General features: G+C 47.9%; 18 protein-coding genes and 1 tRNA gene. 2 read left to right on the top strand and 17 right to left on the bottom strand.

The window, feature by feature from the left end; genetic code table 11:
- The 5 genes from V6Z81_03265 to V6Z81_03245 all read right to left on the bottom strand — a co-directional run.
- On the bottom strand, nt 1-234 hold a 234-nt coding region (locus V6Z81_03265; protein ID MEG9861507.1), incomplete at its 3' end, for a hypothetical protein.
- A gap of 24 nt (nt 235-258) precedes the next feature.
- On the bottom strand, nt 259-744 hold the full coding sequence (locus tag V6Z81_03260) for a hypothetical protein (GenBank protein ID MEG9861506.1): 486 nt from the start codon (nt 742-744) through the stop codon (nt 259-261).
- A 49-nt stretch (nt 745-793) separates the two neighbouring features.
- The gene (locus V6Z81_03255; GenBank protein ID MEG9861505.1) at nt 794-1,441 is read right to left on the bottom strand and encodes an RNA polymerase sigma factor; all 648 of its coding nucleotides are present in this window, start codon (nt 1,439-1,441) and stop codon (nt 794-796) included.
- A gap of 286 nt (nt 1,442-1,727) precedes the next feature.
- Nucleotides 1,728-2,915: an acyl-CoA dehydrogenase family protein gene (locus V6Z81_03250; GenBank protein MEG9861504.1), complete on the bottom strand. Its 1,188-nt coding sequence runs from the start codon at nt 2,913-2,915 to the stop codon at nt 1,728-1,730.
- A 14-nt stretch (nt 2,916-2,929) separates the two neighbouring features.
- The gene (locus V6Z81_03245; protein ID MEG9861503.1) at nt 2,930-3,715 is read right to left on the bottom strand and encodes an ATP-binding cassette domain-containing protein; all 786 of its coding nucleotides are present in this window, start codon (nt 3,713-3,715) and stop codon (nt 2,930-2,932) included.
- Between V6Z81_03245 and V6Z81_03240 the strand changes: the two genes are divergently transcribed.
- Together V6Z81_03240 and V6Z81_03235 are read left to right on the top strand one after the other, a co-directional pair.
- Complete coding sequence (locus tag V6Z81_03240; GenBank protein ID MEG9861502.1) at nt 3,714-4,415, top strand: ABC transporter permease; 702 nt, start codon at nt 3,714-3,716, stop codon at nt 4,413-4,415. The genes V6Z81_03245 and V6Z81_03240 overlap by 2 nt on opposite strands.
- Nucleotides 4,412-5,248 carry a substrate-binding domain-containing protein gene (locus V6Z81_03235; protein MEG9861501.1) on the top strand — a complete coding sequence of 279 codons (837 nt, stop codon included), beginning with the start codon at nt 4,412-4,414 and terminating at the stop codon, nt 5,246-5,248. The genes V6Z81_03240 and V6Z81_03235 overlap by 4 nt, the downstream gene beginning before the upstream one ends.
- 19 nt (nt 5,249-5,267) lie before the next feature.
- Here V6Z81_03235 and V6Z81_03230 read toward each other — a convergent pair.
- The 12 genes from V6Z81_03230 to miaA form a co-directional block, all read right to left on the bottom strand.
- Nucleotides 5,268-5,343: transfer RNA gene (locus V6Z81_03230), tRNA-Lys, on the bottom strand.
- A 27-nt stretch (nt 5,344-5,370) separates the two neighbouring features.
- Nucleotides 5,371-6,561, bottom strand: a complete 1,191-nt coding sequence (gene rodA / locus V6Z81_03225; protein MEG9861500.1) for a rod shape-determining protein RodA — start codon at nt 6,559-6,561, stop codon at nt 5,371-5,373.
- Nucleotides 6,562-6,588: 27 nt separating this feature from the next.
- Nucleotides 6,589-8,493 (bottom strand): penicillin-binding protein 2, encoded by a 1,905-nt coding sequence (gene mrdA, locus V6Z81_03220; GenBank protein ID MEG9861499.1) that lies wholly within the window; start codon nt 8,491-8,493, stop codon nt 6,589-6,591.
- A complete protein-coding gene (gene mreD, locus V6Z81_03215; GenBank protein MEG9861498.1) occupies nt 8,490-9,026 on the bottom strand; it encodes a rod shape-determining protein MreD in 537 nt (178 codons plus the stop codon). The genes mrdA and mreD overlap by 4 nt, the downstream gene beginning before the upstream one ends.
- Before the next feature lie 55 nt (nt 9,027-9,081).
- The gene (gene mreC, locus V6Z81_03210; protein ID MEG9861497.1) at nt 9,082-9,924 is read right to left on the bottom strand and encodes a rod shape-determining protein MreC; all 843 of its coding nucleotides are present in this window, start codon (nt 9,922-9,924) and stop codon (nt 9,082-9,084) included.
- Between the two features lie 114 nt (nt 9,925-10,038).
- A complete protein-coding gene (locus tag V6Z81_03205) occupies nt 10,039-11,073 on the bottom strand; it encodes a rod shape-determining protein (protein MEG9861496.1) in 1,035 nt (344 codons plus the stop codon).
- A gap of 177 nt (nt 11,074-11,250) precedes the next feature.
- Entirely contained in the window at nt 11,251-12,828 is a 1,578-nt protein-coding gene (locus tag V6Z81_03200) for a 2-isopropylmalate synthase (protein ID MEG9861495.1), read from the bottom strand.
- A gap of 340 nt (nt 12,829-13,168) precedes the next feature.
- Nucleotides 13,169-14,140, bottom strand: coding sequence for a LysR family transcriptional regulator (locus V6Z81_03195; protein ID MEG9861494.1), 972 nt, complete (start codon nt 14,138-14,140; stop codon nt 13,169-13,171).
- 358 nt (nt 14,141-14,498) lie between these two features.
- Entirely contained in the window at nt 14,499-15,518 is a 1,020-nt protein-coding gene (gene ilvC / locus V6Z81_03190; protein ID MEG9861493.1) for a ketol-acid reductoisomerase, read from the bottom strand.
- A 45-nt stretch (nt 15,519-15,563) separates the two neighbouring features.
- Nucleotides 15,564-16,076 carry an acetolactate synthase small subunit gene (ilvN, locus tag V6Z81_03185; protein ID MEG9861492.1) on the bottom strand — a complete coding sequence of 171 codons (513 nt, stop codon included), beginning with the start codon at nt 16,074-16,076 and terminating at the stop codon, nt 15,564-15,566.
- Between the two features lie 37 nt (nt 16,077-16,113).
- On the bottom strand, nt 16,114-17,874 hold the full coding sequence (locus V6Z81_03180; GenBank protein MEG9861491.1) for an acetolactate synthase 3 large subunit: 1,761 nt from the start codon (nt 17,872-17,874) through the stop codon (nt 16,114-16,116).
- Nucleotides 17,875-17,965: 91 nt separating this feature from the next.
- Nucleotides 17,966-18,919, bottom strand: coding sequence for a tRNA (adenosine(37)-N6)-dimethylallyltransferase MiaA (gene miaA, locus V6Z81_03175; protein ID MEG9861490.1), 954 nt, complete (start codon nt 18,917-18,919; stop codon nt 17,966-17,968).
- Nucleotides 18,920-18,987 lie beyond the last annotated feature (68 nt).

The raw sequence follows: 18,987 nt of genomic DNA, 5'->3' as shown, positions 1-18,987 counted from the left end.
CCTGATCGCGGGCCGTGCGTCTTTCAGGCTTCGGCGAATATCCCTACGCACATCGGCAGGTATGGACGACATAAGAGCGCGATATTCCGACTTACCAAAAGCAAAAAAACCAACCGGAATACCAACCAACAACAGATTCAGCGCCAAGGAAACATACAAAACCCATCTCCAGCGTTTCCAGCGACGGCCTGCGGCCTCAAGTTCCGGATTATTATTCGTATTGGCCATTGTCATATCTATTCTCCTCTATCCCCTAACTTACTCAACACTATCCTGAAACCCGATCAAGATCGAATCCAAAAACAAATCTCCACTCGTTACCACTACCTCTTGCCCGCCACCAAAAAGCGTTGCTAAAGGTACAAGACCGCTTGCCCCCAGATAGATACCAAACACAGCGCAGACTGCTAACGATCCAACCCATATGACGCTCTCCCTATTATCAGCCCACAAAATTCCCCAGAACTTACGGGTAATAAACTGCGATAACCCATGAGAGGCGCTTGTATCCGAGATGCAAGCATCAGCGGCACTAGCCATAACCTGCCCTAAAAGAACCGAAGGTGCAGACAGTGTAGGTGCCTGATCCAACAACCCTCCAAGGGCTACAGCCTCTTCGTGCATCCAACGGGCGTCCTGCGACAAAGCCAGCAAAGATTGCGCCGAATCCACTACGTCATCAGGCCAGTCTTCGGGAGCACTCCCATGGGTATCCAGCAACATTTGAAATGCCTCAAGTGTCATTATATTTTCTTGCCCATCTGTCACCTTATCATTCTCCCCGGATGCGTTTTCACTCTGAGCCTTGCAAAAGAAAATCACGCGACGGCATAAGCTCTTGGCGCAAAGCCCGCCGTGCCCGACTAAGCAAAGATTCAACCGCTTCAATACTGATTTCCAACACTTCCGCCGTTTCTCTATTAGAGAGGCCCTGATGGTGAGACAAAACAAGTGCCGCCCTCTGGCGCTCCGGCAACTTACCGAGGGCCTCATCCACTTTGGCCTTGATTTGACTTTCGTAAACCATGTGCTCCGGTCCACCGGCAGTATCCACAGGTTCCGCCTGTTCCTCCAGAGAAGCCGTCCTATGTCGATGGCGGACATCCAGACACAAATTAATGGCAACCCGATATAGCCATGTCGAAAACTGTGCCCGCCCGGGCTGCCACCGCCCCGCCTGCCGCCACAGGCGCACAAAGACTTCCTGCGCCACATCTTCCGCATCATTGTGATTACCCAAAAAGCGCCGCGCCAGAGCAACCATGGCATCCAAATAACGTCCTACCATGACCCGGCACGCCATCTGGTCTCCTTCAGCAATCAGGGCAACCAATGCGTCATCATCGTATTCTCCGTAAGCATCCTTATCAGAAAAACAAAATTGCCGTTCTCTTGACACGCTTCCTTTTCCACCCCTTCTATCTTCCAAAGATTCAAGCACGACCCCTTCAAACATAAACTTGTAATATTCACTAACCATATAAGGTTAAACGGACAGCAGACCAAATTCCGTCGCAGAATTATGATTTTTATATCTCTAGCGGACGAGGCTAGATCTGCTACATTCCCAGTTTCAGTGTATTTTCCCCTAGACGCACCGCACTAGGACCAACACATAAAAGAATTTAACAATGTGGTGCAAAACTTTCAAAAATCATACCGATCTTATCGATCATTGCATCATCAAACCTCTTACAAGAGGCGCTTTGCAACTCTAAAACACGTCTCTAAAACATAGTAGTGTCTGTTTCAACGTTCAGAAACAACCGCCCCATCTGAGTCAAATTGTTTGACCCTACCATCATATGCTGAGTGGCTACATGGATATCTCGAAAGCGTCTTTGCAAAGGTGAGGTTCGAAAAATTGACGATCCACCCCCAAGTCTATAGGCAATATCTACAACATCCACACACGCTTGCGCTCCATAAGCCGCTGCAAGACGCATATCACGACGTTCCTCAACGCTGACATATCCGTTCTTATTAACACTCTCCCACGCTCTTTCAACACTTTCATACAAAAATGCCCGCGCACTTCTCACCACCGCTTCAGAACGCGCTACATCAGTTTGCGTTGCCTCCCGCAAGGCCAGCGGCTTAACGGCCCCTTGCGATCTTTTTTCTGCGGCCAGCACAATCAAATCATCCAGTGCACCCCGTGCAATACCAAAACACACAGAAGACACCGCTACCGCCAAAAAACTAAAGATGGAAAATTTATAAACCGGTCTATCAAGGGGCTTACCCGTTACCAGACTAATGGCTCGGTCTTGTGGTATGAAACAATCCTCCATCACAAAATCTGTACTACCCGTCCCACACAGGCCGGAGACGTGCCATGTATCCAACAGATTAACCTCCCCCGCCGGAGCCATCATCATACGGCTCAAAGGCAAACCATTCGCCATGCGTTCCGGTTCGCCATCCCGCATAACCATACAACCACCGGCAATCCAGTGAGCATTGCGGCTTCCCGACCCCCATGACCAACGTCCCTGCACCCTAAAACCATCTCCCTCCGGAATGGCACTCCCCATAGGGGCAAAAACCCCCGCCAATACAGGTAGGCTTTCAACGGACGGCAGCAGGGCATCCGGTGTTTTCATACCACACACCTCACAAGCCGCTTCAGGAGGCATCCACGCAACCATCATACCAGAGGTAGCCCCAATCATGACGCACCATGCTGCAGACGCATCCCCCTGCGCCAACGTTTCAAACAACCGTAGCGCATCCATAGGTGGCAACTCCAAACCTCCATAGATCTGAGGCATCAAACTGGCATACAAGCCAGCCTCGGCAAACGATTGAGCAAGGTCTTGCGGCAAAAAGCGATTACTTTCAATTTCATCAGCTCGCGCCTGTAACTGAGGTATAAAATTTGTAGCAGCAGCTTGAATATCTAAATGAGTCATAAATTTCACCCCCTTCACTGTAGAAAATCACCTGACAAAAAAGCACGAGCGGCTCTTGTTTGAGGGTTAGTAAAAAAATCTTTGGCAGGCGTTTTCTCCAACAAGGTGCCTTGGTGCAAAAACACAACTTCATCCGCCAACCGCCGAGCCTGGTCAATATCATGAGTGGTCATGATAATTTTTGTACCCTCCTCTCCCATCAGTCGCACAATATCCTCCACCCTACGCGTTGAGGCTGGATCAAGATTGGCGGTGGGTTCATCCAAAAACAACACCTCCGGCCTCATAGCCCAGACTCTAGCTAGGGCCAAACGCTGCCGCTCACCACCACTTAACGTACTTGCACTTTGATGTGCCTGTGCTGCAAGGCCTACCCCCTCAAGAGCATGATGCGCTCGCGCTAACGCTACCCGCCGTTTAACACCATGCTGGCGTAGACCATAAAGTGCATTACCCAAAACCGAACGTCGCAAGATAACAGGACGCTGAAACACCATGGCCTGAAAGATAACAGGCCTTGTGTAGGAATCTCGCGCAGCACAGGGAATTATCGAGCTACACCAACGTATCTTACCTTTATCTGGCTTTATCAACCCATGAATAAGCCTAAGTGTAAGGCTTTTTCCAGCCCCATTAGGCCCTAGCACAATCGTCAATGGCTCTGCTTCAATCCGCAAACTCATATCTCGTATCAAGATAGAACCACCTGCATTGTAACAAACGCCCTTCAGTTCCAGCGAAAGCCTCTTTCTATCATCGACAATTCTCATGAACTCATAATACCGTATAATACGCCCCATGACTAACTTCACCGATTCAATGATGATAGCCTTTCATCTGGTAACACATGCTGACTCTGATCTTCTAGAAATTGTAGGGCTGTCACTTTATGTCAGCCTAACAGCAACATTTCTTGCAGCCCTTCTTGGCATGCCTCTGGGCGTTATTCTTGCCCTTACCACCCTACCTGGACGCCGCATGATGATTGTCATCGTTAACGCCGCTATGGGGCTACCTCCTGTGGTGGTAGGTTTGTTCATTTACTTAATTTTATCGCGCTCTGGCCCTCTCGGAGTTCTGGGTTTGCTTTACACCCCCACCGCCATGGTTGTTGCTCAGACTGTTTTAGCTCTCCCCATTGTTGCCGCCCTCACCCGACAAGTCACCGAAGACATGTGGGCTGAATATCGGGAGCAGTTACTCTCGTTTGGTGTTCGCCCAAGGCAAGCTGCCACCACTTTATTATGGGAGGCTCGCAGTAGTTTGATTGTAGTAGCTCTTGCCGGTTTTGGGCGCGCAAGTGCTGAAGTGGGGGCTGTTATGATTGTTGGCGGTAACATTGACCACTATACCCGCGTGATGACGACCACCATTGCTCTAGAGACCAGCAAAGGTAATCTATCTTTGGCTCTGGCGTTGGGTCTTATTTTACTTTTTATTGCTCTCGGTGTAAACAGCGTGGTAGCTGCCCTTAGTTCTTCGGCTCGTGCTTCATTATGATTGCTTCATTGCACCTTGTTTCCATCGCTCTCTTTGTGTGGATGTATCCTCTCACCTCCTCCGCCGCACCATCCACCCTGACCCTTGCTACCACAACCTCTCTGGAGAACTCCGGGTTGTTAACTTATCTGCTACCTCAGTTTACGGCGCAGACAGGGATTGTGGTACACGTTATTTCCCAAGGCACCGGACGCGCCCTACAAACAGCCCGCAACGGCGATGCAGATGCCGTGCTTACCCATCATCCTGCTTTAGAACGTGCTTTTATTAAAGACGAATTTGCCCCAGAGCGATTGCCCATCATGGAAGGCCGTTTTGGCCTTGTAGGGCCCGCCAATGATCCGGCCATGCTAAACAGTGCTCCCAACAGTGTTGAAGCGTTTAAGCGTCTTGCAGCCTATGGCCAACAGGCAAACAAACCGGTTTTCGTATCCAGAGGAGATAATAGTGGTACTCATTATGCAGAACAAAAGCTTTGGCATGAGACAGGCATTGATCCTACCCCCATGAGTGGTCACTGGTATTTGGAAACCGGCGCTGGCATGGGCGCAACTCTCAACATCACCGCCGAGCTTAACGCTTATACTCTAGTTGACCGCGCCACATGGCTAGCATCCGGGAATACCCAATATCTTCAATGGATTGGCGATCAGATTACCTACCCACCCAATCATTATACGGTAATAATTGTGAGCCCCGCCCGCCATCCCCACACACGGCACGACGAAGCCCGCGCTTTTGTGCGCTGGCTGTTGTCCAACAAAGGACAAGCCGCTGTTCAAACCTTTTATCTACGTGACGAACAGCCGTTTTGGCCAATTTCAGGCCAATAACGAATAGCATTTGAAAAACTGGAGGGCGCACGGGGACTCGAACCCCGGACCCGCTGATTAAGAGTCAGCTGCTCTACCAACTGAGCTATGCGCCCTCTTCATGTATGCGCAAAAGCGAATACTTATTTTCTCTCGCTATGAAAATTATCCACTAGTGCTAGTGTGCCTCCCATTGCCCCTATACCACCACTTATCTTAAGTCTTTGATGAATATGGGCACTCAACACCAAACCAAACCCTAATAGAAACGTCAACATGGACGACCCTCCATAAGAAATCAACGGCAAGGGAATACCAACAACCGGAAGTAGCCCCATAACCATAGCCATGTTAATAAAAGCATGAAGAAAAAATATCACACCAACCCCCATCGCAATTAAATGTCCAAAAGTGCTCACGCTATTGCGGGCAATCCGAAAGACTATCCACAAAACTGCTCCACATAAAAATAGTAAAACAAGTCCACCCATCAAGCCAAAATCTTCCGCTAGAATTGTGAAAATAAAATCTGTCTGTAGTTCAGGTAAAAAACTCAACTGAGTCTGAGTACCTTGAAGAAAACCGCGCCCAAACACACCGCCCGAACCCAGCGCAATCTGAGACTGAAGAATATGATATCCCGCCCCTAAGGGATCATAGCCTGACTCGACAAAAGATAATATACGTTCTTTCTGATAGTCTTTCAAAAAGGACCATAACACCGGGAGAGACGCAACACCTACAACAACAACAAGCACAAAATAAAGTATCCGCACACCAGCAAGAAATATAATAATACCTCCAGTAGCTACAATTAGAAAAGCTGTTCCCAGATCCGGTTGCCGCATAATTAACATCGCCGGTATCAACGTAAGAACCACCGGTATAATCATAAAACGAAGGCGAGAGATATCTTTAGCGGGTAAACTCTCGTAATAACGCGCCAGCGCTAAAATCAGAGCCAATTTCATAGGCTCCGAGGGTTGAAATTTTATGATTCCTAAATCCAACCAGCGCTGAGCCCCCGTAGTGGCCCCCCCCAATAAGGGAACCAGAATAAGCAACAACAAAGCCGCACCATAAGATAACCATGCTATCCCATGCCAAACGCGCAAACTCACCAACCCTACGGCTGTGGCACACACGATGCCAATAGAAAAGCGTATCATTTGCTGAATAGGCCACGACTCCAGAACACCACGAGTGGCCGAATACAACAGAGCAAAACCTACACCAGCAAGCAATGTCAGTACCAAGACTAAACCCCAGTCTATACGCTGAACTTTTCCGTACAGCGTATCACTTTGTACCTTTTGTGTAGCTAAATTAAACATTCAACCTACCCCCTCAAAAGCTCTGCCTTAAACATCCTGACTATAAGGCCCAAGCGATGTCAGATCACGCTTGAGAACGTGAGTCATCAGATCACGAGCAATAGGAGCCGCCACCCGTGATCCACTCCCCCCATGCTCTACCACAACAGATATAGCATAACGCGGCTTATCTACCGGCGCATAACCAACAAACAGAGCATGGTCACGCATTTTCCACTCTAACTCTTCATTGTCCAAGACACCCGTAAGACGTTCACTTTCAGTAATACGACGCACCTGAGAGGTACCCGTCTTTCCCGCCAGAGCTACACCCGGAAGCCTAAGTCGCGCCCCATAAGCAGTACCGTCGGGAGTATTAGAAACCGCAATCATACCCTCCCGCACCACATTCAGAGCATAGTCAGACAATTTGGGAGAGGCCGTTTGAACATCTTGTGCTCCCAATGCCGCCCTTTCCCCATTCCACACAAGCCGAGGGGTTAGATCCAAATTACCACTAGCGAGGCGCGCCGTCATAACAGCAAGCTGCATCGGCGTAGTGAGCACATACCCCTGCCCTATACCCAAAATCAATGTTTCTCCCGCATACCAAATCTCACCAAAATTATCTTTCTTCCAATCTCGCGTTGGAATAAGACCTCCCCTTTGCTCCGCAAGACCTATATCAAAGCCTATGTTAAACTTTTGTCCTAACCCCAACCGACCTGCCATATCAGAAATCGCGTTAATTCCCACCTTACGGGCCAGTTCGTAAAAATAGATATCGCAAGAGTGTGTTATGCTCCCCACCAGATCAAGAGTGCCATGCCCCTCTTTTTTCCAACAATGAAACTGCCGTCCTCCAAAACTATAAACTCCCTGACACGTTATCTTGAGGGAAGGACTTATAATATTGTTCTCAAGAGCCGCAAGTACCACAACAAGTTTGAATGTAGACCCCGGCGGATATTGGCCAGCCAACGTGCGATCCAATAATGGTTTTTTCGGGTCCCGAAGAAGGCGTTGCCAATTTTCCTGCGTGATACCATCACTAAGCTCATTGGGATCATACGATGGAGCGGACACTATAGAGATAACGTCGCCATTTTGAGTATCCAAAACCACGCTAGCCCCACTTTTACCTTCTAACAAACGGGCAGCATAGGCTTGGGTATCCATATCCAGCGTTAGCGCTACATCCCGACCTGATTCTCCTAGTTTTCGATCTACCTCCCGTATTACACGACCAAAAGCGTTAACCTCAACCCGACTTACCCCTGCAGCACCACGTAGCAAGCGGTCAACACCTCTTTCAACACCGCGCCTGCCGATACGAAAATCCGGTAATTTCAGCAACGGATCAACAGTCTGACCATCATCAGAACTCTTACCCTCAAAAGAGATATCATCAGGAGAGGTAGCCCCTACATACCCAATAATATGAGCAGCCGACCCACGCCATGGATAATGGCGCTTATACCCCACCTCTGGATACAGACCTGGGAGATTCGGTACATTGATGTTGAGTTTGGAAAATTGCTCCCATGTTAAATTACTAGCCACCGTGATAGGGGCAAACCTCGGAGCTTGTTGGGCGTTTTCTATAACTCTGTTGTATACCGCCTCATCCAGCGTGATAATGTCCCTAACTTTATCAAGAGCATCGGGGATGCTCTCCACAGATTCGGGAACCAAAGCAACACGAAATTCTTGCCTATTAACAGCTAGAGAAACACCGCTACGATCTACAATACGGCCACGTAGTGGAATTAACAGACGAACTTTAATCCGATTGTCTTCAGCCAGCATTGAGTAATAATCATACTGCACGACCTGAAGATAAAACATCCTCGCCGCAAGACCACCAAATAATGCTGCTTGCCCCGCACCTAGTAACATCATACGCCGTGTCAACTGGCGTTGTTCAGTATCATAAAAATCGTCATAGCTCATGGTCTATCCACTCCCACTACTGCAAAGACCCGGAGGTTAAGAGCTTCAAATATAAAGCTCACAAGAGGATATAATGCTATCGCCAACAGATTATTAATAATGAGCGCCCAAATTGACCCATAACCGATAAAAATGAACCCAACAAAACCCGTCAGCCCACAAGCTATTATAACTACTACTGCAAATCCTAACCATGCTGTCTCAAAAACCCAGCGCATGCGCGTGGCACTTTGAGCAATCATGATGGCATATATCAGAGAATAAATAAGGGCATAAAATCCGGCGGGAGCCCCTATGAGAAAATCATGAAATAACCCTATAAGAAAGACTATCAGAGGGGTCATGGTTTTAGGTTGTCTTAAGGCCCAGAAATAAATCATCATGATAGGTAATCCCCCAAACAGAGAAATACTCTGGCCACTCGCAATCGGTACAATAGAAAGCAAAACACACAAAACACCAAGCACTAGAAGTACAAGTCGATGAGACAATCCGTCTGGGGGACCTATAATTTTTACTTGTGGCCAGCTCATCCAAAAAAATCAGCCATTACACTTAATTCTCATATCGGCTATCATTATTCTCAATTTAGTTATCAGAATGCCTTGGAACATCAAGATCCAAATTATATTTTAGAATACGCACGTTGTGGGTGGTTGATAAATCAGCAAAGAGCTTAACCGTAGACTTGCCCTCTTGTGACTCTGTCACAATACCGATAGGTAATCCTGGTGGTAAAAACCCCCCATAACCTGACGTAACAACTCTATTACCTCGTTCTACTTCTTGATCTGCAGGAAGATATGCTAACCACGGTGTCTCTGTATTCTTCCCAGCAAGAATAGCGTGATAATTACCCGGCTCCACCAATACCGGTATTCTGCTGTTCAAATCCGTCAATAAAAGCACCCGACTACTCCAACGGCCTACTGCAACAATACGCCCTATCAGACCAAGACTATCCATAACCGCCTGCCCGTTTTCTACACCTTGATTTTGTCCGATATTAATCAAAACCGTATGCACAAAAGGACTGTTTGAATCGCTGATGATACGGCCCGTCAGATATGTTATTTCCGGTTCAGATTGAACATTAAGAAGAGACTCATACTCAGCAATGCGAGATTCAAGCAGTAATGCCCTTTCCCGCCACACTCTAAGACGAGCTGTTTCCTCTCTTAGCTTCTGATTATCGTCAAAAACGTTAAAATAATTCTCAATCCCTTCACCCCACTGAGAAATAGTTTCTGCTGGACGTGATATGATAAGCAAAACAGGCGATAAAACATCCATTGATATTTGGCTAGCTTTTTCTAAATAGTAAGACTCAAAGCGACCAAACATCAAAAGAGTCAACCCCATAACAATAAAAAACAAAAGCGGTGCATAAAGACGCGATAATCTTTGTAACAGTTGGCTTAATGCTCTCACAGCGAATATCTTTCACTTAGGCGTATCTTACACCGTGCTTTTAGGGGTACACTTTTGATATAGCTATCATGGCAACAAACTGAAATTCCTCATGTTAAGAACTCAGTCAATGCTTTACGATAACGTATCTTTCATAGTTTTGATATGCTCAAGAGCCCTACCCGTTCCCAGCGCCACACAAAGAAGAGGTTCATCAGCTACAGAAACCGGTAAGCCTAATTCCTCCGAAAAATATTTCGTTAGATTACCAAGCAAGGCGCCGCCTCCAGTTAAAACAATACCCTTATCTACAATATCAGCAGAAAGTTCCGGTGGTGTTCCTTCCAATGTCACTTTGATCCCCTCAACAAGCTGATTGAGCGGATCAGCCAGAGCGGACACAAGAACATTACTTTCAACGTTAATTTCCTTAGGTATACCAGCCCTTACATCACGTCCCCGGATTAAAATCAGATCATTGTCCGCCTCTTCATCCGAAATAGTAGCTTTCCCATATTTCAGTTTAATGGATTCTGCTGTTGACTCCCCAATGAGCAAATTATGATGCCGACGGATATACTGGATAATGCTTTCATCCATTTTATCACCACCAACACGTACCGAATTAGAAAAAACAATACCGCCCAGTGAAAGAACGGCAATCTCGGTTGTTCCTCCACCTATATCAACAACCATAGATCCCGTTGGTTCGGTAACAGGCAACCCTGCTCCTATTGCAGCAGCCATAGGCTCTTCAATTAGAAAAACACCTCTAGCACCAGCCCCCAGTGCAGATTCTTGAATGGCACGACGCTCAACAGTAGTTGATCCGGTAGGAACACACACCACAATAAGAGGGTTTGCAAAAGAGCGGCGGTTATGAATTTTTCTGATAAAATATTTTATCATTTCCTCGGCGACGGTAAAGTCTGCAATAACCCCATCACGCATAGGCCGAATAACACGAATATTCATAGGCGATCGACCCAGCATTGATTTAGCCTCATCGCCAACGCTTAATACTTTTGAGCGTCCCCCTTTCTCATAAACAGCCACGACCGACGGTTCATCTAGAACAATCCCGCGTCCTTTGACGTACACCAATGTGTTTGCTGTGCCAAGATCAATCGCCATATCAGCGGAAAAGAAACCAAGAATAGTGGAAAGCATAATAATTCAACATCCTCTCAACAAAGGTGGCAGTGAGACAGAGCTAAAATCAGTGACGCACTCTCTTGCCCACCCCTGCCTTACTCATGGCTAACGTCTAGCATAATCTGCCATTGAAGGCCACATTCGCCACTGAAATAAAGGTGCAACTCGCTTGTAATGCCCCTACGGAGAGCGCTACTGGGTAAGTGCCATATCTTCCAGCACTTGTTTTTGGCGCTTTAATAGAAGACGATTGAGAGCGCTGATATAGGCCCGTGCTGACGCGACCATGGTATCGGTATCAGCCCCACGCCCTGTAACAGCGCGTCCTTTTTCTTCAAGCCGCACACTGACCTCCGCCTGAGCGTCTGTGCCCTCGGTGACCGCATGCACATCATAAAGAAGCAATCGTGCCTCATGGGCAAATAGATTGCGAATGGCAATAAAAATTGCATCCACCGGACCATCCCCATGCGACACAGCCGTTTGCTCCTGCCCATCAATTTCAAGGGTTAATTCAGCGGTAGGTTTCTCCCCAGTACCTGCAACAATTCGTAAAGAAACCAGTTTTACTCTGTCTGTTCCCCGCGCCATGCCATCGTCAACCAGAGCAATAATATCATCATCAAACACATGCTTCTTGCGATCCGCTAAATCCTTAAACCGCGCAAAGGCATCCTGCAGAGCATTGGCTCCTAGATCGTACCCTAACTCTGAAAGTTTCTCTCGAAACGCATGACGGCCTGAGTGTTTACCCATAACCAGAGACGTCTTTGCAATCCCAACACTCTCAGGGTTCATAATCTCATAGGTCTGATTGTTTTTCAGCATGCCATCTTGATGAATGCCTGACTCATGAGCAAAAGCGTTACGCCCCACAATAGCCTTATTGTATTGCACTGGAAAAGATGTAGAAGACGATACCAATCGTGAAGCTCGCGCCAGCAATTCCGTATTGACGCCTGTTGTATAGGGCATGCGATCGTTACGCACCTTGAGGGCCATAACGACTTCCTCAAGAGCCGCATTGCCAGCCCGCTCGCCAATACCGTTGATGGTACACTCTACCTGCCGCGCGCCTGCAGCGATGCCGGCTAGAGAATTTGCGACCCCCAGCCCCAAATCATTGTGGCAGTGAACAGAAAAAACCGCCTGATCGCTGTTCGATACACGCTCCCGCAACATGGTGATAAGATCGTAAAATTCCTCTGGCACGCTATAGCCCACAGTATCGGGGATATTAATCGTACGAGCTCCAGACTTGATGGCAGACTCCACACATCGGCACAAAAAATCATGATCTGTGCGGGTAGCATCCTCCGGTGACCATTCTACGTCTGCTGTCAAATTACGAGCCGTGGTAACACTCATAATAATAGCGTCGTGGACGTCTTCTGGCTCCATTTTCAGCTTATGCTTCATATGAATAGGACTAGTGGACAAAAACGTATGAATGCGAGGATTCCGTGCACCCACTAGCGCTTCTGCTGCGCGACGAATATCGTTCTCTCCTGCACGAGCAAGGGAGCACACAGTAGCCTCTTTCACGGTAGCGCTGATTTCCCGCACCGCTTCAAAGTCGCCGTTAGAGGCGATGGCAAAACCAGCCTCAATTACATCAACGCCAAGTATATCTAGAACGCGAGCAATTTCTACTTTTTCTTCCAGTGTCATTGATGCACCAGGCGATTGTTCGCCATCGCGCAATGTAGTATCAAAAATTACAATTTTCTCACCAGTTTCTTGACGAGGTTTGGTTGAATTATCAGTCATGGGCTTTATCCCTATTGCGGTGACCTCCGAGCCTATCATAACGCCTTGTCATGATGGATGGGCGATTCACGTAACTTAACGTATATGAAAATTTTGCTTTTATGAAACAGACTTTTTGTTTCGGTAAACCTATCCCCTGAGAGCCCGACCTACGTTATGAACGTCTATCAACGCTCAGGGGCGCATAAGGAGTAGCACAAGCACTCGTAACTGACCGGCATCACTGCTCATCATGCTCTGGACTTTCCAGTTCTTTGTGTTCCCTATGGACATTGCCGCTACCTGTATAATCATAGTGTTCCACACCATTACATATTTTTTCAGCCAACACAAGTCTTTATCATTGATAAACAGGGGCTGTAGCTTCATGGCCTATAAGAGCAGGACGAGCGGCCTCAGCGGTATTGATAATGAAATCCATTATCCGACGCACACGGTCCACATGAGCCATATCATTGCGAACCAACAGCCATAATTCCAGAAAGCCAATTTGCTCTGGGCCAAAGACGCGGGTGAGTGATGGCTCACAGTCAGCCACCAGACAAGGCAACACTGCCAATCCTCCATGACCCAAACAAACCGCAAGGCGTGCCCTAACACTAGACGACCGAAAGACAACCTCCGTTTCCCCCATAGTCCCATCTTCTCCTCCTATATTCCTTTCCATGCGCGACAACCGCCAGACCGGCCCTAGAGGTGGCTCGCTATGGGCGAATCCGATGAGCTTGTGTCCTGTGTGCAAAGCGTCCGTTTCGTGGGGATGTCCGTGAGCCTCTATATAATTATTGGTTCCATATAGACCGTAGGCCATGACTCCGATTTTGCGCACCAATATATCGCCTTGAGTAGGCCGCGAGGTACGCACAGCGATATCGGCATTCAGCAGAGGGTTCATAATGCGGGGAGCTACAGCGGCTTTGGCCATAAAAGACTCTGCCATCAAGTCAACAATAACACCTGATTGCGTCAGGGTTCCTTGGGTAATGGCGGGAGCTAGCAGATATCCTGCAACAGTCTCACCAGCTGTCAACCGCACCACACCTTCAGAGCCGGAGCCTCCTGCCAACACATCTCTCTCCAGTGCATTTAGGCGTTGTTCGACGGGGTCTAGGGCTTCCACCAATCGCTGTCCAGCGGCGGTCAGGTGGTACCCAGAGCGAGCGCGCTCAAAAAGGCGTTGGTCTAGAAGACTCTCCAGACGACCAACGCGGCGCAGAACCGTTGTGGTGTTGACTCTCAGGTTCTGGGCAGCAGCCGAAAGGCTTCCGGCAGCTGCTACAGCCATAAAATATCGTAAATCGTTCCAATCCATCAATTTTGTGCTAGCGGTGGATATACTCTTTGGCGTCTATTATAGCCTATATTTATGCACAACTGCCTTGCAAAAATGCAAATTGTTTCAAAGACCGGAAAACTTAACTGCTATTCAAATTGCCCGCGCCAATCAACTACAACACACTATCAATATTGGCTCAAGACCAGCCTTTGGTACTATCGGTCTTACTATTCCAGTTGTTCTGACCCTACCCTTATTACAGGTAAGACCATCGTGTTGGGCCTAGTCTTTCTACATTATTCTGTTGACCTTCACCTTGCTACTAAGCGCCATTATCTTTGCTAGATTCCGCACCAATATGCTACGAGGGCGGGACATTTAACACTGTTAGTCGCTAATTCTTTTTCTCATCTACTAGGCGGTTTTCAGAAATCCACGGCATCATACCTCGCAACCGACGACCAACTTCCTCAATGGGATGAGCTTGAGCACGCTCTCGCAAGGCCTTGAAACTTGTCTGGTTGACTTTGTTCTCTAATATCCAATCACGAGCGAAACGTCCACTTTGAATATCTTCCAAAATACGTTTCATCTCACGCTTTGTATGCCTGTTGATAACCCGAGGACCTGAAACATATTCTCCATACTCCGCTGTGTTAGAAACAGAATAATTCATATTGGCAATGCCACCCTCATAAATTAAATCCACAATCAGTTTCACTTCGTGGAGGCACTCAAAATAAGCCATCTCTGGTGCATATCCGGCTTCTACCAGCGTCTCAAAACCAGCGCGGATTAATTCAACAAGCCCACCACACAAAACAGCCTGCTCACCGAATAAATCGGTCTCACATTCTTCACGAAACGACGTCTCAATAATACCAGCCCGACCACCACCCAAAGCAGCCGCATAAGAAAGCCCCACATCATGCGCATTGCCAGAGGCATCTTGATGCACAGCCAGCAAACAAGGCACACCGGCCCCGCGTACATATTCTCCTCGTACCGTATGGCCTGGCCCCTTCGGTGCTATCATAACGACATCCACGTCAGAACGCGGCTCTATAAGGTTGAAATGTATATTCAAGCCATGGGCAAACAAAAGAGCAGCGCCAGATTTCATTGTCTTTTCAAGAGAGTTCTTGTAAATATCACCCTGTAGTTCATCAGGGGTTAGCATCATTATGATATCTGCCCAACCTGCGGCCTCTTCAACACTGATTACTATCAGGTTTTCGGCCTCTGCCTTGCGGGATGACAACGAACCTGTGCGCAATGCCACAGCAAGATTACCTATACCCGAATCCCTCAAGTTAAGGGCATGAGCATGACCCTGGCTACCATATCCAATAATGGCAATGTTCCGGTTTTTTATCAAATTGACATCCGCATCGCGGTCATAATAAACACGCATTCGCTTCCCGCCTTCCTGATTTACAAAGAATTTACCCAAGCGAGTCTACATAGGCTCAGGCCCGCGCGCAATGGCAACAACGCCTGTGCGTGATACATCTACTAGCCCCAAAGGGCGCATTAAATCCACAAAGGCATCAATTTTATCCGGAGCGCCCGTTATCTCAAACACAAAAGATGAGTGAGTAGTATCCAGAACCCGTGCCCGAAACCCATCAGAGAGCCTTAAAGCCTCAACACGCTTCTCTCCAACACCAGCTACTTTGACGAGGGCCATCTCTCGCTCAATCCCTAGCATCTCACGAGTTAAATCTACCACCTTGTGAACTGGAACTAAACGCCCTAACTGGGATTTAACCTGTTCAACTACTATAGGCGTGCCACGGGTAACCAACGTAATGCGCGACATGTGATATTCAGAGCTAATCTCAGCTACAGTTAGGCTTTCAATGTTATAACCCCGTCCAGAAAACAACCCAATAACGCGTGCAAGCGCACCCGCTTCATTATCTACCAATATGGCAAGGGTATGACTCTGAATTTTTAACTCTTCAGTCATAAGAACTCTCAAAAGATAAATACCAACAAAAAACGTACTAAACCATAATCTTGCCTTCATCAGACACATCCGGCGTAGCCTGCCCTTCATCCCCAAACCACATCTCATTGTGAGCGGAACCTGAAGGTATCATGGGGTAGCAGTTTTCATCCTTATCTACCACACAATCAAACAAAACTGGTCCGGTGTAGTCAATCATAGCCAAGACTTTGTCGTCCAATTCATCCGGTTTTTCTGCCCGCAGACCCAACGCCCCGTAGGCCTCCGCCAATTTGATGAAATCCGGCAAAGAGGCCGTATAACTATGAGAATACCGCCCATCGTGTAGCAACTCCTGCCACTGACGCACCATGCCCATATATTGATTGTTCAAGATAAACACCTTAACCGGTAATCTATGCTGGACAGCAGTAGACATCTCCTGCATATTCATCAAGATGGAAGCCTCACCGGCAATATCTATCACCAACGCATCAGGATGCCCCATCTGAGCACCAATAGCCGCTGGTAGGCCATAGCCCATCGTCCCCAACCCTCCAGACGTCAACCACCGCTGTGGCTCATTAAAATGATAATGTTGTGCCGCCCACATCTGATGTTGTCCCACCTCTGTAGTGATATAAACATCGCGAGATTTGGTTAGCTCATAAAGACGCTCCACCGCATACTGTGGCTTGATGACCTCATCGCTGGTTTTATAAGACAGAGATTTACGCGATCGCCATGTATCAATCTGCTGCCACCATCCCTCAAGAGCTTGCTTGTCGGGGTTATGGGCCGAGGTTTTCCACAAGCGCAACATATCCTCTAACACGTGAGCACAATCGCCCACAATGCCCACATCAACAAGAACATTCTTGTTGATAGACGAGGGGTCAATATCAATATGGATTTTTCTGGAATCTGGCGAAAAGGCATCGAGGCGACCCGTTACCCGATCATCAAATCGAGAACCAACAGCAATCATCACGTCACAATCGTGCATAGCATTGTTAGCTTCACACGTACCATGCATACCCAACATGCCCAACCATTGCGGGTCAAGAGCCGGATATGCTCCCAACCCCATCAATGTCGAGGTGATGGGATAGCCCGTTAAGTTCACAAACTCCCGCAACAATTGACTGGCTGCCGGACCAGAGTTAATAACGCCACCACCTGTATAAAAAATTGGGCGTTTGGCGTCTGCGACAATATCAACAGCTTCTTTAATTTTGCTCAAGTCACCCTTTAAGGTGGGTTGGTAAGGTTTGTGCGCCATAATACCCGGCGGGTTATAAAGCGCACTATCAAATTGAATATCTTTGGGAATATCCACCACAACAGGGCCTGGTCGCCCGCTTGTGGCAATCAGAAAAGCTTCATGGAGAGTCTGTGCAAGAACGTCCGCTGACCGCACCAGCCAATTATGCTTCGTGCAGGGACGTGTTATACCAACCGTATCGGCCTCTTGAAAAGCATCACTGCCAATCATGTGAGTTGGCACTTGTCCAGTAAGACACACGACAGGAATTGAATCCATCATAGCATCCGCAAGACCAGTAATCGCATTGGTAGCCCCTGGGCCTGATGTGACCAACACAACGCCTGGCTTACCTGTAGAGCGCGCATATCCTTCTGCCGCATGAACTGCTCCCTGCTCATGACGCACCAACACGTGGGCAATGCCGGTTTCTTCAAACAGCCGGTCATAGATCGGCAAAACCGCACCCCCCGGATAGCCAAATACAACTTTGACCCCCTGATCTTTCAGAGCCTTAATAACGATTTCAGCACCGCTCATCTCAACCGACGCCATGTAACCTCCCTTGATTATATGTCTATGTTTCACCACAGCAGACAGCGAAACTACTAAATTTCCTTGAAAAACGGGATAACGTACTGCTTTGCTAAGTGAGGGTCAACAATTTTTTTGAAATAATAGAGAAAATTATATCTATATCATTTTCCAATTGTTCCGAGTTTATTGTCTGCCACGAAATCATATTTTGTTTTATCCACGTCCCTTGGCGCTTGCCATAGCGCCGTGTAGCTGTCTTTATGGCCTCTAAAGCCTCATTTTTGGAGATATTCCCCTGCAACAAAGCCATCAAAGGCTTAACTCCCAAGGCCTTCATGGCTGGAAGGGCCGGGTCAAGCCCAAGGGCTGCAAGGGTGGCGACTTCCTCCACAGCCCCTGCCGCTATCATCCTCTCTACCCGACGTGCGCCTCTATCATGGAGCCAACCCCGAGAAGATGTCAGCACCAACCCTATCCAACCCTTCGGCAAGGCCAGTGACAGAGACTGGGACTCCTGCCACCATTCTGTCAAAGACTTACCCGTCGCCCGAAAAACCTCCAATGCTCTGGCAATACGCTGAGTATCGTGCGGATGTACACGAGCAGCAGCGAACGGGTCTATGGCCCTTAACTGCTCATAGGCTACCTCCACCCTTCCACGGGCCATACTATCCCGCACCTCACGGCGAATAACATCGGGAATATCCGGCATAGCATCCAATCCTCTAACGAGGCTCGTCATATAGAGGCCTGTGCCACCAACCACGATGGGCAGTTGCCCCAAAGCGGCAACTTCATTGATGGTACGGCGGACGACCTCCAGCCATGCCGCAACAGAAAACCTCTGTAAGGCCGGTATCATTCCATAAAGATGATGAGGAACTTGGGTTTCTTGCTCTGGTGTGGGGCGAGCAGTTAAAATTCGCAGTTCGCGGTATACCTGCATGGAATCAGCATTGATTATGGCTCCATTAAAAGCACTTGCCAATTTAAGCGCTAGGGCAGACTTGCCGCAGGCGGTTGGTCCTGTGATAAGAATGAGGGGGATATTAAGCTTTGGCATTATGCAGAATATTGTCAAGATTCAAGATGGAGTGTTTTTCACCCAAAAATCAAAGTGCATAGACGGGA

The organism is Parvularculales bacterium, assembly GCA_036881865.1.
GTDB lineage: Bacteria > Pseudomonadota > Alphaproteobacteria > JAPOUT01 > JBAJNM01 > JBAJNM01.
This window is presented reverse-complemented; position numbering and strand designations above follow the sequence as displayed.

Bases quoted from the DNA above. Each gene is read 5' to 3' on its own strand.
- V6Z81_03260 (MEG9861506.1), bottom strand. From the start codon at position 744: ATGACACTTGAGGCATTTCAAATGTTGCTGGATACCCATGGGAGTGCT.
- V6Z81_03250 (MEG9861504.1), bottom strand. From the start codon at position 2,915: ATGACTCATTTAGATATTCAAGCTGCTGCTACAAATTTTATACCTCAG.
- V6Z81_03240 (MEG9861502.1), top strand. From the start codon at position 3,714: ATGACTAACTTCACCGATTCAATGATGATAGCCTTTCATCTGGTAACA.
- V6Z81_03245 (MEG9861503.1), bottom strand. From the start codon at position 3,715: ATGGGGCGTATTATACGGTATTATGAGTTCATGAGAATTGTCGATGAT.
- V6Z81_03235 (MEG9861501.1), top strand. From the start codon at position 4,412: ATGATTGCTTCATTGCACCTTGTTTCCATCGCTCTCTTTGTGTGGATG.
- rodA (MEG9861500.1), bottom strand. From the start codon at position 6,561: ATGTTTAATTTAGCTACACAAAAGGTACAAAGTGATACGCTGTACGGA.
- mrdA (MEG9861499.1), bottom strand. From the start codon at position 8,493: ATGAGCTATGACGATTTTTATGATACTGAACAACGCCAGTTGACACGG.
- mreD (MEG9861498.1), bottom strand. From the start codon at position 9,026: ATGAGCTGGCCACAAGTAAAAATTATAGGTCCCCCAGACGGATTGTCT.
- V6Z81_03205 (MEG9861496.1), bottom strand. From the start codon at position 11,073: ATGCTTTCCACTATTCTTGGTTTCTTTTCCGCTGATATGGCGATTGAT.
- V6Z81_03200 (MEG9861495.1), bottom strand. From the start codon at position 12,828: ATGACTGATAATTCAACCAAACCTCGTCAAGAAACTGGTGAGAAAATT.
- V6Z81_03195 (MEG9861494.1), bottom strand. From the start codon at position 14,140: ATGGATTGGAACGATTTACGATATTTTATGGCTGTAGCAGCTGCCGGA.
- ilvC (MEG9861493.1), bottom strand. From the start codon at position 15,518: ATGCGTGTTTATTATGACCGCGATGCGGATGTCAATTTGATAAAAAAC.
- ilvN (MEG9861492.1), bottom strand. From the start codon at position 16,076: ATGACTGAAGAGTTAAAAATTCAGAGTCATACCCTTGCCATATTGGTA.
- V6Z81_03180 (MEG9861491.1), bottom strand. From the start codon at position 17,874: ATGGCGTCGGTTGAGATGAGCGGTGCTGAAATCGTTATTAAGGCTCTG.
- miaA (MEG9861490.1), bottom strand. From the start codon at position 18,919: ATGCCAAAGCTTAATATCCCCCTCATTCTTATCACAGGACCAACCGCC.